At 31.5% G+C, this 14,085-nt stretch carries 15 protein-coding genes; 10 read left to right on the top strand and 5 right to left on the bottom strand.

What is annotated here, in order from left to right; translation table 11 throughout:
- Nucleotides 1-43: 43 nt before the first annotated feature.
- On the top strand, nucleotides 44-601 hold the full coding sequence (locus tag AN960_RS06700) for a DUF5366 family protein (protein ID WP_056468668.1): 558 nt from the start codon (nucleotides 44-46) through the stop codon (nucleotides 599-601).
- Between the two features lie 49 nt (nucleotides 602-650).
- Here the strand turns inward: AN960_RS06700 and AN960_RS06695 are convergent, their stop codons facing one another.
- Entirely contained in the window at nucleotides 651-2,522 is a 1,872-nt protein-coding gene (locus tag AN960_RS06695) for a transglycosylase domain-containing protein (RefSeq protein WP_056468665.1), read from the bottom strand.
- A gap of 241 nt (nucleotides 2,523-2,763) precedes the next feature.
- Between AN960_RS06695 and kapD the strand changes: the two genes are divergently transcribed.
- The 6 genes from kapD (at nucleotide 2,764) to AN960_RS06665 (ending at nucleotide 7,957) form a co-directional block, all read left to right on the top strand.
- Nucleotides 2,764-3,384 carry a 3'-5' exonuclease KapD gene (gene kapD, locus AN960_RS06690; protein WP_056468662.1) on the top strand — a complete coding sequence of 207 codons (621 nt, stop codon included), beginning with the start codon at nucleotides 2,764-2,766 and terminating at the stop codon, nucleotides 3,382-3,384.
- A 266-nt stretch (nucleotides 3,385-3,650) separates the two neighbouring features.
- Complete coding sequence (locus tag AN960_RS06685; RefSeq protein ID WP_056468660.1) at nucleotides 3,651-3,833, top strand: hypothetical protein; 183 nt, start codon at nucleotides 3,651-3,653, stop codon at nucleotides 3,831-3,833.
- Nucleotides 3,834-4,046: 213 nt separating this feature from the next.
- Entirely contained in the window at nucleotides 4,047-4,793 is a 747-nt protein-coding gene (locus AN960_RS06680; protein ID WP_056468657.1) for a FixH family protein, read from the top strand.
- A 110-nt stretch (nucleotides 4,794-4,903) separates the two neighbouring features.
- On the top strand, nucleotides 4,904-5,890 hold the full coding sequence (locus AN960_RS06675) for a YncE family protein (RefSeq protein ID WP_056468656.1): 987 nt from the start codon (nucleotides 4,904-4,906) through the stop codon (nucleotides 5,888-5,890).
- The gene (locus tag AN960_RS06670; RefSeq protein ID WP_056468652.1) at nucleotides 5,883-6,557 is read left to right on the top strand and encodes a response regulator transcription factor; all 675 of its coding nucleotides are present in this window, start codon (nucleotides 5,883-5,885) and stop codon (nucleotides 6,555-6,557) included. The genes AN960_RS06675 and AN960_RS06670 overlap by 8 nt, the downstream gene beginning before the upstream one ends.
- A complete protein-coding gene (locus tag AN960_RS06665; RefSeq protein WP_056468649.1) occupies nucleotides 6,554-7,957 on the top strand; it encodes a sensor histidine kinase in 1,404 nt (467 codons plus the stop codon). The genes AN960_RS06670 and AN960_RS06665 overlap by 4 nt, the downstream gene beginning before the upstream one ends.
- A 38-nt stretch (nucleotides 7,958-7,995) precedes the next feature.
- On the opposite strand, the gene AN960_RS06660 is transcribed toward AN960_RS06665, so the two are convergent.
- On the bottom strand, nucleotides 7,996-8,832 hold the full coding sequence (locus AN960_RS06660; protein WP_056469016.1) for an alpha/beta fold hydrolase: 837 nt from the start codon (nucleotides 8,830-8,832) through the stop codon (nucleotides 7,996-7,998).
- Nucleotides 8,833-9,153: 321 nt separating this feature from the next.
- Between AN960_RS06660 and AN960_RS06655 the strand changes: the two genes are divergently transcribed.
- Complete coding sequence (locus AN960_RS06655; RefSeq protein WP_056468646.1) at nucleotides 9,154-9,540, top strand: CvfD/Ygs/GSP13 family RNA-binding post-transcriptional regulator; 387 nt, start codon at nucleotides 9,154-9,156, stop codon at nucleotides 9,538-9,540.
- A gap of 75 nt (nucleotides 9,541-9,615) precedes the next feature.
- Here AN960_RS06655 and AN960_RS06650 read toward each other — a convergent pair whose 3' ends face one another.
- Nucleotides 9,616-9,849: a DUF378 domain-containing protein gene (locus AN960_RS06650; RefSeq protein WP_056468643.1), complete on the bottom strand. Its 234-nt coding sequence runs from the start codon at nucleotides 9,847-9,849 to the stop codon at nucleotides 9,616-9,618.
- 202 nt (nucleotides 9,850-10,051) lie between these two features.
- On the opposite strand from AN960_RS06650, the gene AN960_RS06645 reads away from it, so the two are divergent.
- Together AN960_RS06645 and AN960_RS06640 are read left to right on the top strand one after the other, a co-directional pair.
- Entirely contained in the window at nucleotides 10,052-11,404 is a 1,353-nt protein-coding gene (locus AN960_RS06645; protein ID WP_056468639.1) for a glucose-6-phosphate isomerase, read from the top strand.
- Between the two features lie 119 nt (nucleotides 11,405-11,523).
- On the top strand, nucleotides 11,524-11,928 hold the full coding sequence (locus AN960_RS06640; RefSeq protein WP_056468636.1) for a YugN family protein: 405 nt from the start codon (nucleotides 11,524-11,526) through the stop codon (nucleotides 11,926-11,928).
- A gap of 82 nt (nucleotides 11,929-12,010) precedes the next feature.
- Here the strand turns inward: AN960_RS06640 and AN960_RS06635 are convergent, their stop codons facing one another.
- Both AN960_RS06635 and AN960_RS06630 read right to left on the bottom strand, forming a co-directional pair.
- Nucleotides 12,011-13,003, bottom strand: coding sequence for a potassium channel family protein (locus tag AN960_RS06635; protein WP_056468633.1), 993 nt, complete (start codon nucleotides 13,001-13,003; stop codon nucleotides 12,011-12,013).
- Between the two features lie 63 nt (nucleotides 13,004-13,066).
- Complete coding sequence (locus AN960_RS06630) at nucleotides 13,067-13,756, bottom strand: MgtC/SapB family protein (protein ID WP_056468630.1); 690 nt, start codon at nucleotides 13,754-13,756, stop codon at nucleotides 13,067-13,069.
- Between the last annotated feature and the right edge of the window lie 329 nt (nucleotides 13,757-14,085).

Below are 14,085 nucleotides of genomic sequence, written 5' to 3'. Positions count from 1 at the left end.
TGAATTTGAAATTTCTTGAGATAGAGAAGAAAGGAGACATTCGATGAAAAATATATATTACACAGGCTTTAATGCACTTTTATCAATTATTATGTTTACGGTCGCCATTACATTAAACTTCTTTCAAATGACTATAAACTTTTTATCAGTATCTGGTATTCTACAACCACTTACAGATCTACTTCCAGAGAAGGAAATTAGAATCCTTACATTTCTAGGTATAGCATTTCTTTTCTATTTAGTTTTGAGTGGATTCAAATTAATTTCTGATATGATCTGGCAATTTGCTCTACTTCTATTTTCAAAGGATAATGAAGGAGTAGACTTATTAGCAACTAAGAAATATTCTTTTGTCTTCTTAATAGGTGGATTAATCGCTATCTTTTTAAATAAATCTTTAGTGTATATTGCTATTGTTTTACTAGTATCAGTAATTGCATTTTATATTTTATTTTTAATTAAGCAAAAATCTAACTATACAATTGTAGGGGTCATTGGATTTATAATGATCCAATTAATCATTTGGGGATTAGTAGGTAGCGGAGTAGTATATGGTGCATTTACGGTTTTAGCTAAATTAAAAACTTCAATGCCATTTTAAAAAAAGTAGCACTTTTGATAATCAAAAGTGCTACTTTTTTGTTTATAGATTAATATAAATGGCCATTCACAACGATGTTTTGCCAAATTCGTTGTGTAGGTGGATAAGAATAGTTTTTTGGAATTGGAATTCTTTGTTTATCATTACCAATCCATGTACCAATTGTATAATTTGAAGTTAATCCCATGAACCATAGATTCGTATTATCGTTAGTTGTACCTGTTTTACCACCTATATAGTTTAACGGCATATAAATATGTTTAGCAGTACCATCTTTTACTACAGAGTTTAACATGCTTCTCATTGTTTCGTTCGTTGATGGATTGTATACTCGAACTGCTTTTGGTTCATTATCGTATAAAACAGTACCATCTCTTAACGTGATTTTTTTAATCGCGGTATTTTCATAGAATACCCCATTGTTTCCGAATGTAGAATATGCATCTGTCATTTCTAATGGTGACATACCGACATTGAAGCCACCAAGTGCACGACCAAGCTCTATACGGTCTTCATTTGTAATCGTTCTAAAACCATACTTATCTAAGTATGAATAACCTATACGTGGTGTAAGTTGCTCATATAATCGAACTGCGGCCGTATTGAATGAGTTCTGCATAGCAGTACGTAAAGTTACATCACCGTATTCTTTCTTACTATCATTTTTAGGGCAATATGTGCCCTTACAGTAGTTATCTGCGTTTACTTTTGTATCAGGAGTAGCACCAAAGGTTTCAATATATGGCGCATAAACTAGTAATGGTTTAATTGTTGAACCTGGCTGTCTATACGATTGGAACGCTCGATTTAGATTGTGAGGTTCATAGTTTCTTCCCCCAGAAATTGCAATAATTTCATGTGTATCATTTTTTACTACAACTGCAGCGCCCTGCGTATTTGTTGAAAGTGTTCCTCGATTAACTGCGCTGACAGTCACTTGTTGTACCGATGGATTTAAGCTTGTATAGACTTTTAAGCCTTGATTTTGTAAATATAATGCTCTTTCTTGAACAGTTTTTAATTTTTTTAATTCAGTTTGTTGTGCTGCTGATAGTTTGCTAGTATTAAATTTTCCTTTTTTACCAGCTAAAATGCTCTTCAGTTCAGAATCAACGTAAGAATAGTAATCAGGATATTCCTGTGTTTTACTATCTTTCTTTAGCGTGATTTTTTCTTTCATAGCAGCAGTATACTGTTGCTCAGTGATTTTACCCTGATCTCTAAGAATACCTAAAATTCTTTCTTGACGCTTTTTAGCGTTATTAAAGTTTTTCAAAGGATCATATAAAGTTGGGTTATTTGGAATTGTACATACGAAAGCGGTTTGAGCGATACTCAAATCCTTTGCCGATTTGCTAAAATATGCTTTACTTGCAGCTTCAATTCCATAGTTTCGGTTTGCAAAATATATTGTATTAATGTACATTTCTAAAATTTGATCTTTAGAATATTGCTTTTCAAGTTGTAAAGAGATTTGAATCTCTTTTATTTTGCGTTCGACTGTACGCGCTTGAGTTAAATATAAATTTCTTGCAAGTTGCTGTGTAATTGTACTAGCTCCCTGTTCTATTCCACTATTCGAAACATTCACCATAAATGCCCTAGCAACTCCAAATAAATCAATACCCTTATGTGAATAAAAATATCGATCTTCGGTAGAAATAAAGATATCCTTTACTAGTTGCGGAATATCACCGCTTTTTAAATTAATTCTATTATCACCAGAAGCAGGAATGTAAAAAGGATTATTATTTCTGTCATAAAAAACACTGTTCTGTGATAAAGAAACAACAGGTAGTTCTTCTACCTTCTTTTTGGGAATATGTTTTGAGGTCTCATACGCCATCATAGCTTGCTGAGATGTGAAATAAAAGACAAGAAAGCTTATTATAATAATAATAAATCCAATAATTTTTTTCATAATAGCCCTCTATATACTTTCTATTTATTAATTCGTTTAAAGAAAAAATTAAACGAACGATATTATTTTAACACGATTTTTCATCTTGATGGGTATCTTATGTTATTTTTTACACAAATTGGTTGTATTAATAAAATAAGGAATAAAGTTGAAAATAGGAAATTTGTCTTACTTGAATATTCGTTAATCATATAAGACAATAAGTAAAAATCAGAAAATTTATTTTTCTGGAGGTGAGGAAATGAAAGAGCAGTTACTGTTTATTGATTTTGAATTTACAATGCCAGATGGAAAATCAAAAGGAATTAAATTTTTTCCGGAAATCATTGAAGTTGGTTTTGTAAGTGTCATTAATGATGAGATTAATCAAACATATTCTTCATTTGTTAAACCGCTACAGTTTCCAACGTTATCCTCAAGATGCAAAAGGTTTCTAAATATTTCTCAAGAGAATGTTGATCATGGTATACAGTTAAAAGAACTTGGAGAAATATTAAATGAAGCGACAAATAACTATCGAACTACGGTAATTACTTGGGGCAATATGGATATGAGAGTACTAAAACATAATTGTGAGGCTGCAAATATTTCATTCCCAATTAATGGAGAAGTAAGGGATTTATGTCTTGAGTATAAAACCTTCTTCGGTAACCAAAATCAAACTGGCCTTTGGAACGCAATGAAAGAGTATGGAAAAGATGGAACTGGAAATCACCACAAAGCACTAGATGATGCATTAACGACATATCATATTTATAAATTAGTAGAAAAAGATAAGCAATATATGAAAAAACCTGCTCCAGCAACTTTAGGAGACTTAATTGATTTTTCATTATTAAAGAAAAGAATATCTTCATACTAAAAACCAATTGATTTTAAATCAGTTGGTTTTTTATTTTGTAGAAAGAGGAATTTGTTAATTAAATTGTTGGATGTATCATTGATAAGTAAGTTGTGCCTATTGATTTCCACTACAGGGTGCTCGCTTTCCATGGAAAGCGAGCATCCCGAAGTGGAAATCAACAACACAATACTTAATTATCAGTGGAAAATCTTTTAACCTATACCTCATTTTACTTTGATTATTTTAGAATACTTTGTATAATTGGCAGTGGGAGTGATGGGACAATGATGGAGTTTTTATATTTTCCTGAAGATAAAACAGAGTATATACCTGCCGTTATTTCATTAATTATTTTTATGATTGGCGCATTTATTACTTTTTACTTAATTAAAAAGGCATCGCTGAAAGAAGAAAAGCGTATAACAGAATTAATGGAATCAAAAGAAAAAAAATCAATACGTGAATAAAATAATTCATAATGGGGACTTACTAAGGAAGGTCTCTTTTTTTTGGAGTTACATCACATTTTCATCACATTTTTGTGATAGATTGTTTTTGTGAATTTATTAGCTACATTAGACTAATCCAGATCTGTTTAACAAAGCGCATTTAAAACATAATCTTATCGATCTAAAATATAAGATCTGTTTACTTTAGCAGAATCTTAGGAGGTAATACATATGAAAAAGTTTTTAAGTCTATTAATTGTAAGCATTATGATTACTGCAGGATGTTCTAATGAGAAGAAGAAGGAACCTGTAGTTGAAAAACCTGTTGATGTAAATATACTTCTGCCGACATCCGATATTAGTTTAAATAAAGAAATTACAATTGGTGCTGAAGTTAGTCAAAATAATAAAGCGGTTTCTGACGCAGATGAAGTTCAATTTGAAATTGGTAAAAATGGTGAGGATAGTATTGCCATGCTTGATGCAAAAAATGGTGCAGATGGTATTTATTCGGCTACATATAAATTTACTGATCCGGGAGATTATTATGTTATTGCCCATGTTACTGCTAGGGATCAACATTCAATGCCGAAAAAGGATTTTAAAGTTCAAGCTACTACCTCAACTAGTAATAGTAATACTGGAAAGAGTGAACATGAAACACACAGTGGAGATAATCATCATGGCGATGTAATGATTCATTTAATGGGCACTGAAAAGATTGTTGCAAATAAAGAAAATCTCTTTACGATTCATCTTATGACAAATGATGGTAAACCACTTGAAAAAGCGAACGTGCGAATTGAAACATGGAAAGATGAGCAAGGAAAGCATGACTATACTGATGCAAAAGAAGTTGCACCTGGCGAATATGAAGTTAAGTATACATTTAAAGAAAAAGGAACAAATACAGTAAAGGTTCATGTTGAAAAAGAGGATTTACATGACCATACTGAAAAAGAGGTTAGCGTAAATTAAATAATAACGAAGGCTATCCTATCTTTGATGAATAGAAGGATAGCCTCTTTTATATAAAAGCTAGAAGTCAAGATTGGCAGACTGATATTGCTTTTATGGGGGGGAATATTTTGAGAAAGATTTCGATCTTCAGCACGATTTTACTTTTCTTATTTTGTGCTGGCTGTGTATCAAATAATATGTCACATATTAAGGATTCGGAAAATGTCCTTATTTCAGTAAATAAAAAAGTGGGAAGTTTAACGTTCCTAAATTTAGATGACTTACATAAAGTAACAGATTGGAATTTAAATAGAGATGTAAGTGGAGCAGAATTATTACAAAATGGAGAAGATATTGCGGTATATGATCCAACAAATCCAAAAATAGATATTTATCATCTTTCCACAGGGGACCATGTTGATAGTTGGAATGCTGGTACTGGTATCACTAATATAATTTCTTTAAAAAGTAATCGGATGATTGCTGTAACGAATGGAAAAAAGAATAACATTACATTTTTTAATCATAATGGTAAGGTTCTTAAAAAAATTAAAATAGGTAGAAATCCTATTTCTATGGTTGAAGATACGATTCATCATAAATTATATGTTAGCTTGTTTAACGAAAGAAAAGTGATTGGTATTAACTTAAGTAGTTTTAAAATTGAACAAACAATTGAAGTGCCGAACACATCGGTAGGCTTAATTTTAAACAAAGATTCATCTGAACTATTTGTAGGGGGACATGGAAATGGTGAAGAGGAAAATGAGTACGTAAAAGTATATTCAACTACTACTGGAAAGCAAAATAAGTCCCTTCATACGCCTTTAATGCCTATTTCGTTTTTTCAAAATGAAGATGGATTGTTTACGATTGCCCATGGTACAAATCAAATTTATAAGTTAAATCCGAATGTAGTTAATCAAACTAAGTTTATAGAAGTTGGATCGAATCCTTATACGGCTATTGGCTTTAAACATACTGCTTATGCAGCTAGTTATGATTTAAACAAGTTGTACCAAATAAATACGACAACGATGAAAATTGAAAAAGAAGTTGCAGTAGGAAGAGGACCTTTTCAATTATTGTTAAGAGAGGGCATTCGTCATGATTGAAAGAAAGATATTGATTGTTGATGATGAACAAGAAATTTGCCAATTGGTTGGAATGTATTTAGAAAATAGTGGATATAGTTGGGACGAAGCAAACAATGGTGAAATCGCATTATCAAAAATAAGTCAATCAAACTATGATTTATTAATTTTAGATATAATGATGCCCATTATGGATGGATGGACCCTTTGTAAAAAGATTAGAGAAACATCAAATGTACCTGTAATTTTCTTAACAGCAAAAGGTGAAGAGTGGGATAAGGTAAATGGATTGAAAATGGGAGCGGACGATTATATCGTAAAGCCCTTCAGTCCAGGTGAATTAATTGCAAGAGTAGATGCGGTTTTAAGAAGAACGAAAAATACGGATGCCTCAGTTTTACAGATTGGCCAAATTAAAATAAATGAAAAGTCTAGGAATGCTTTTGTATCGGACAAACCTTTATCGCTTACTTTAAAAGAATATGATTTGCTTCTTTTCTTTTGTAAGAACCAAGACCACGTTTTTAGCCGTGAGCAAATTTTAGAAAAAGTTTGGGGTTTTGATTATTTCGGTACAGCTAGAACAGTCGATACACATATAAAAACTTTAAGAATTAAATTAGGACAGGATGCAGATTATATATCTACCGTTTGGGGTGTAGGGTATAAATTTGGGATAAACGGATGAGGAAATTGCTCTATTCGTTATCGTTTTTACAAAAGCTTTGGTTAACGATTTGTTTAATCGTAATCTGTACAACGATCTTTTTCTTTTTAATGTTTCAGTTTGCATATAAGCAATTATATGTTTCATACGTTCGTTCCACGTTAATCCAAGAAGGTAAAGGTTTAGTAAATCATTATCATAATACGAATAATGTAAATGACTTTTCAGAATTTGTTTCAAAATTTGATGCTGTTTCAAATGCTAATGTTTTATTTATTAGTAATCCAAGAGATTTAAGTGCATGTATCCCCTATAATGTAAGCCACGAATCTTTCATTACTGAAGATGATCGTGAAACTTTATTAAAAGGAAAAGTGATTACGAAGACAGGATTTGAAAAAAGATTTAAGCATCAAATAATCGGTGTCGTTGTTCCGGTTGTAAAAAAAGAAAAACTTGAAGGGATTATTTATTTACACTTACCTTTAAGGAGTGTTACTGAATTAATCCAACAATCAAAATGGATTTTTATGATCAGTACATTGTTATTTGCTTTCATTATTCTTTTAATTGGCAGAAGTATAATAAAACAAATGATTAAGCCATTATCAAGAATGGAGCAAATATCTTATAAAATGGCAAATGGTGATTACACTGAACGTATACATTACATTAGTGGTGATGAAATCGGAAAACTAGCTACTGCGTTTAACTCAATGTCTGATTCTTTACAAAAAGAAGATGAAAATAGAAAAGAGTTTTTAGCAAATGTTTCTCATGAATTAAGAACTCCATTGAGTTATGTTAAAGGATATAGTGAAGCAATTTTAGATGGTGTTATAAAACAAGAACAACAACTAAAATATGTTGGTATCATTCAAAAAGAGGCTAGTCGGATGCAAAGATTAGTTAGAGATTTACTTGACTTGGCCACATTAGATGGTCAGCAATTTCCACTTAATCAAGAACCTAATGTAATTGCCCAGTTAATTGAAGATACAATCGAGACATATTCCCAGATACTAATTGAACGTAATATTAAAATTCAAAAAAATTTAGATGAGACGATTATCGCAAATGTTGACCCAGATCGATTTCAACAGGTAATCCACAATTTACTTGATAACTCAATCCGTTACACGCCTTCAGGTAAAACAATTTATATTTCACTATTTCAAGATAAACAAGTCACATTGGAAATATTAGACGAAGGAAAGGGGATCCCGTCTGAAGAGATTCCGCATTTAGGAGAAAGATTTTATCGAGTCGATAAAGCAAGATCTAGAAACGAAGGTGGGACCGGACTAGGACTTGCCATCGTAAAGCATATTATTGACCAACACAATGGTAAGTTAAAATTTATGAATATTGATGGTAAAGGCTTGAAGGTTATAATTACTTTACCGATATTTGAAATATAAAAAATGTGAAAAAGAGTCCCGATTCGAGACTCTTTTTCTTATACAAAATTTGATATCCGTTCATAAATATGTTCAGGGATTTCTTCAGGAATTAAGTGCCCTGCTTCTGGATAAGTATATAAAGTTGAGTACCTTAAATCACGATGCAATCTTTCGCCTACTTCTAGTGGAACTACTTTATCTTTTTCTCCCCAAATTAAAAGAGTAGGTACAGATATATTCTGTAGATCTGAAGGACTTAAATCACCTTCTCGATCACGAATCATCTTTGTTAATGCTCTAAAAATTTCATCTTGCAAAAAAGGTTCCTTGTATCCGTTTATCATCTCATCATCGATTAACTTCTGATCATGAACAACAGAAATTAGGGATTTCATAATACCTTGTTTAGCTAAGTGCCTTTTTATATATAGATAGAAAAAAGGAAAATAAGATGAAATAATTAAATGTGGATTTGCCCTTCCTAAATAACCTGAACTACATAATAAAATGACTTTTTTAACAAGTTCCGGTTCTTTTTTCGTTACATATAAAGCAATTTGCCCACCCATAGAATGTCCGACTAAATAAATTTTTTGCAAATTTAAATGATTTACAAGAGAGATAACAACATTCGCAAAGTTATCATACGAATATTTAAAATTTAACTGTTTTCCACTTTTACCAAACGGGGGTAGGTCAATTACGACAACTACATGATCTTTTGAGATAAAAGGGATTAGTCTTCGGAAACTGAAGCAAGATGATAAAAAACCGTGAATTAATACAAATACTTTTGAATCTTGCTTATTGCTATTATGGTATCCGTAAAGTTCATAATAAACATCAAGTCCAGAAACCTTATATGTCGACTGCATTGTTCCAGAATGATTCATCATCCAAACTCTCCTTTAAGTTTTTGGATTATTATGTCCAAACGGAAGGAATACATTCTTTATTTCAGTAATACTCTGTATGTCACCATATGATATGCAATTGGCTAAAATACTTTTAAATTATAAGTTTTTCGTCAATTCTAATAGAGACAGGTATTTATTTAAAATAATTGAAATAGCCCAACCTTTAAAGTGACTATAATAAGTAAAGGGATTTTAGAAAAGAAGTGCCATTTATGAGTAGTAAGCAAACTTTAAAAGTTGGTCTGTGTGTGCTAAAATTTAGTTAGTGGAATTGAACGAAAATTAGGAGTGTTTTGAATGGCACAAAACTACAATATTGGAAAAGTTTACACTGGTAAAGTAACAGGGATTCAAACGTATGGTGCCTTTATTTCACTTGATCACCAAACACAAGGACTAGTACATATTTCCGAAATTATTAATGGATATGTTCGAGATATTCGAGACTATATTTCTGTTGGGCAATTAGTAAATGTACGTGTACTGTCTATTGATGAGATGACAGGAAAAATAAGTTTGTCTTTAAAAGGAGCAAGTATCGATCAAGGATTTAATGGTGACGAGAACTTAAAACATGCAGCTAGACTATTAAGAGAGCTTAAACCAGATGGATTTAGCACCCTGCATAAAAAATTAAATGAATGGCTTCGCGTTGAGATGAAGAAAGAAAATATGACGAATTAAAAAGGAAGGGAATTTCCCCTTCCTTTTTAATGTTGGAAAAGTACAGATACAAAAGAGACTAATTTCGTCTGCTAGTTATCTTACTTCATTTGTTTCAGGATGTGTTCCCAGCTCTTCTGAAGGTTTGAATAATAAGCCAAGGTTAATTAATCCTGAAATACCAACGATACCATAAATAATTCGAGCAAAAGCAGAATCTGCACCACCAAAAATTGCTGCAACTAAATCAAATTGAAAAAACCCAATTAAACCCCAGTTAATAGCTCCAATAATTGTAAAAATAAGTGCAATACGTTGTAATGTACTCATATAGGTTAACCTCCTTTTTTATGACCTTCTATCATATCTTTCCTCATTTGTTTTTGTTTATGTACTAAAAATAATTATAAGGAGAATTGTCTTTTTAATTTTTGTTAAAAATTTCACAAAAATATAATTCCATTTACTTGCTTTCAATTATTTAATTAGGTACATTGTAAAGGTATTACAACTATTTAAGGAGGTTTGATGTATGACTTCTCATATTAAATTTGACTATTCAAAAGCAAAAATGTTTTTTCAAGATCATGAAATATCTTATTTAAGGGATGCAGTGAAATTATTTCACCATACAATTCATGAAAAAACAGGTGCAGGTAGCGATTATCTAGGATGGGTAGAGTTACCTAATGACTATGACAAAGAAGAATTTTCTCGAATTCAAAAAGCAGCAGAGAAAATTAAATCAGATTCAGACGTTCTTTTAGTAATTGGTATCGGTGGATCTTATTTAGGTGCACGTGCTGCAATTGAAATGTTACAACACTCATTTTTTAATATTGCTTCTAAAGAAGAAAGAAAAGCACCTCAAGTTTTCTTCGTAGGAAATAATATTAGTTCTACATATATGCACGATTTAATTCAAGTTTTAAAGGATAAGGATTTTTCAATTAATGTTATCTCAAAATCTGGGACAACTACTGAACCAGCGATTGCATTCCGTATTTTTAGAAAGCTATTAGAAGAAAAATATGGTGCTGAAGAAGTTAAACATCGTATTTATGCTACAACTGATAAAGCACGTGGAGCATTAAAAACCGTTGCCGATGAAAAGGGATATGAAACATTTGTTATTCCTGACGATGTAGGTGGACGCTATTCAGTATTAACTGCAGTAGGTTTATTACCGATTGCTGCAGCGGGTATTGATATTGAACAAATGATGAAGGGTGCACAAGATGCATATAAAGAATACAACTCTTCAGAATTAGAAGATAATCAAGCATATCAATACGCAGTTGTTCGAAATGTTTTATACAACAAAGGTAAAACAATAGAGATGCTTGTTAACTACGAACCATCATTACAATATTTTGGAGAATGGTGGAAGCAATTATTTGGAGAAAGTGAAGGGAAAGACCAAAAAGGGATCTATCCATCTTCAGCAAACTTCTCAACGGATTTACATTCTCTTGGACAATATGTACAAGAAGGTCGACGTGATTTATTTGAAACAGTTTTATCTGTTGAAAATCCTCGCCATGAATTAACAATTGAACTTGAGGATAACGACTCTGACGGATTAAATTATCTTGCTGGTAAAACTGTAGATTTCGTTAATAAAAAAGCTTTTGAAGGTACGATCTTAGCTCATGCTGACGGTGGAGTACCGAATCTAATTGTTTCATTACCAAAATTAGATGAGTATACTTTCGGTTACACGGTATACTTCTTTGAACTAGCTTGTGCGATGAGCGGATATTTACTTGGAGTAAATCCTTTTGATCAACCAGGTGTAGAAGCTTACAAGAAAAACATGTTTGCATTATTAGGAAAACCAGGATTTGAAGAACTAAAAATGCAATTAGAAGAACGTTTAAAATAATATTAGATAAAAGGACCGTTGTTAAATTGACTTTAACAACGGTTTTTTTATTGAAATTAAAATTAATATTCATGTTTTTACTTAATAAGAAAATACTATTGAAAAAGGAGGAGGAAAGCATGTATCCTTTAAAATCAAAATTAGAAAATGCAATATATCCGCTTAATGACATTGAGGGGAAATTAAAAAATCATGGATTTGTAATTGGAGCAAACTGGGAATATGATCATGGCAGTTTTGATTTATTAATGCAGGATGATGACGGGTATCAATATTTAAGATTACCTTTTAATGTTACTTCAGGTTCGTTAGATATGGATGGAGCAGTTATACAATTCGATACTCCCTTTTTATTAACGCATATTTATAATGAGGGGCTAGATGATAATGTTGGTTTAGAGGGGAATTTAACTGGATCATTAAACCAGTTCCAAGAACCAATTGAAAAAGATGGAAAAGTTCCTAGAAAATATCAAATAAAAGGGTTTGAAATTCTAAAGAGAATTGAAGATGAACTTTTATAAAAAAAGAGTCAAGTTTTAGAACTTTGTCGATCAAAAAAGAGCCATATCATTTAGATTGGCTCTTTTTTAATCGTAACAATTATTAAGTAAGTAAGATAAGGAAATCATCTTTTGCAATCTTAATACTTTTATCGGGTCTGATGATTGTTTGTTTATCACGAATTATTCCAATAATCATTTTATCGTTGTTTAATTCTTCAACTACAATATCGAAATAAAATTTTCCAACCATTTTTTGTTCAACTTCCATTATTTTTACTGTAAAGGTTTCTAATTGGTTTGTTAACTTAAGCACAACATCTGAATATCCTCTATGCATAATCGAACCTGACATAACAAAAGAAGTCAACAAATGCGCTTCGATTATTTCGTTGGCTCCAGCTCGATTAGCGTTAATTACTTGATTTTTCGTTAAGATTTCTGCGATACAGTTAATCGATTCGTTAAGACCTTTTGTTGCGATGATTGTTAAAATTGTTTGCATATCAGCATCTTGCTCATTTTTATTTTGATCAGCTGTAATTAAGATTGTATTGGCAAATTTTATATTTGCTTTTTCTAAAACTGAGTCATTAGCGGCAGAGCCTTTTACAAAATGCACCTTCTCTAAATCAGGAGGTAATAACTCTAAACTTTCATCAATTAATACGATATAGACTTGGTTTGAAGATGCACGTAGTTGTTTAATAACATTTTTAACTCGTTCATTCCAACCTACTATTATAATATGGTTCTTTTTTGTAAACGTAAGTGTACCCCTAAAATCCGCGTCTTGGTTTCTAAATGTTTGTGCCGTGAATGAAATCATATAAAAAGAACCAATTCCAGTACCAAGTAAAATTAAAATAACTGCAAAAAAACGTCCAACTGGAGAGAGAGGTACATAATCACCGTAACCTACTGTAAATGTAGTTACGATTGACCACCACATACCGTCCCAAACAGTCGGAAAAGTAAATGGTTCTGCGAAATGGATGATTGTTCCGAATATAGCAATCAACGATAATAATAGTACAGTAATTTTTAATAGTGTATAGGATTTAAAATAGATAGGTTGGTTACGAAATACTTTCAAGCTTATACCCCCATCGCAATTTCGTAACACTTATTTTTACCAATAAGCAATAACTTATCACTACTATATACTTTCTATTTCAATTCCACGGATGTTTTCTATTTGTTCAATATCATAATAAATTTCTGTCGTTCTTCGTTTATTAAATACTAATAATTTCATTTGGACATAATGTTCATCATTATTTAATCCTTTTATTTTAATGTTTTTAACTGTAATATCCTGAGCGGTTATTTGATCAATGACAATATTTATATTTTCGCTTCCTATTACTGTAAGCTTCAAACTTATATCTCTTTCTTTTAATCTTTTAGGACCAAGCTTGTTTATTAAGTAGGGAATTAATTCTACACTTATTATTAATAAGCCTACGCCTGCAAAAGCTTCGACATAAAAGCCAGCCCCAACAATTATTCCGATACCCGATGCACCCCAAATCATAGCAGCTGTTGTTAACCCAGCAATTGTATCGTTACCTCTTCTGAGAATTACACCAGCCCCAACGAAACCGATTCCTGATACTATTTGTGCCGGTAAACGTAATGGGTCCATTGTTATATTTAAATAATCACTTCCATGAAATGAAAATGCTGAACTAATAGAAACAATTGTTAATAGGCAACTCATTATTGAAATAACAAGGCATGTCTTTAATCCAAGAGGTTTTCGTTTTAACTCTCTTTCTAACCCGATAACGGAACCTAACATTGCTGATATTAGTAATTTTATGAGGATATCTGGTTGTAGATCCATTTTCTAAACCCCTTTTCTATATAGTTTATGGCTAATTCGACATAGCGTATTACACTTCCTCCGTACTATATATAATTTTTTTATCTTTTTTTTAAAAAAATGAAAAAAGGGGCTTGTCATAATCTAAATGGGGTGTTATATTTATATACGTCGCCAAGATGGTTCGACAAAAAACGAAACAAAGTAATAAAAAATAAAAAAAATGTTGACTCACTGATAAAGAGATGTTAATATGAAAAAGTCGCAAATGACGCGATGAAGTGAACTTTGAAAACTAAACAAAACATGAAGTAAACGTCAATTATTAGTTTTTTGAGCAATACAAGATT

Source organism: Bacillus sp. FJAT-25509 (assembly GCF_001420605.1).
Classification (GTDB): Bacteria; Bacillota; Bacilli; order Bacillales; family Bacillaceae_G; genus Gottfriedia.
This window is presented reverse-complemented; position numbering and strand designations above follow the sequence as displayed.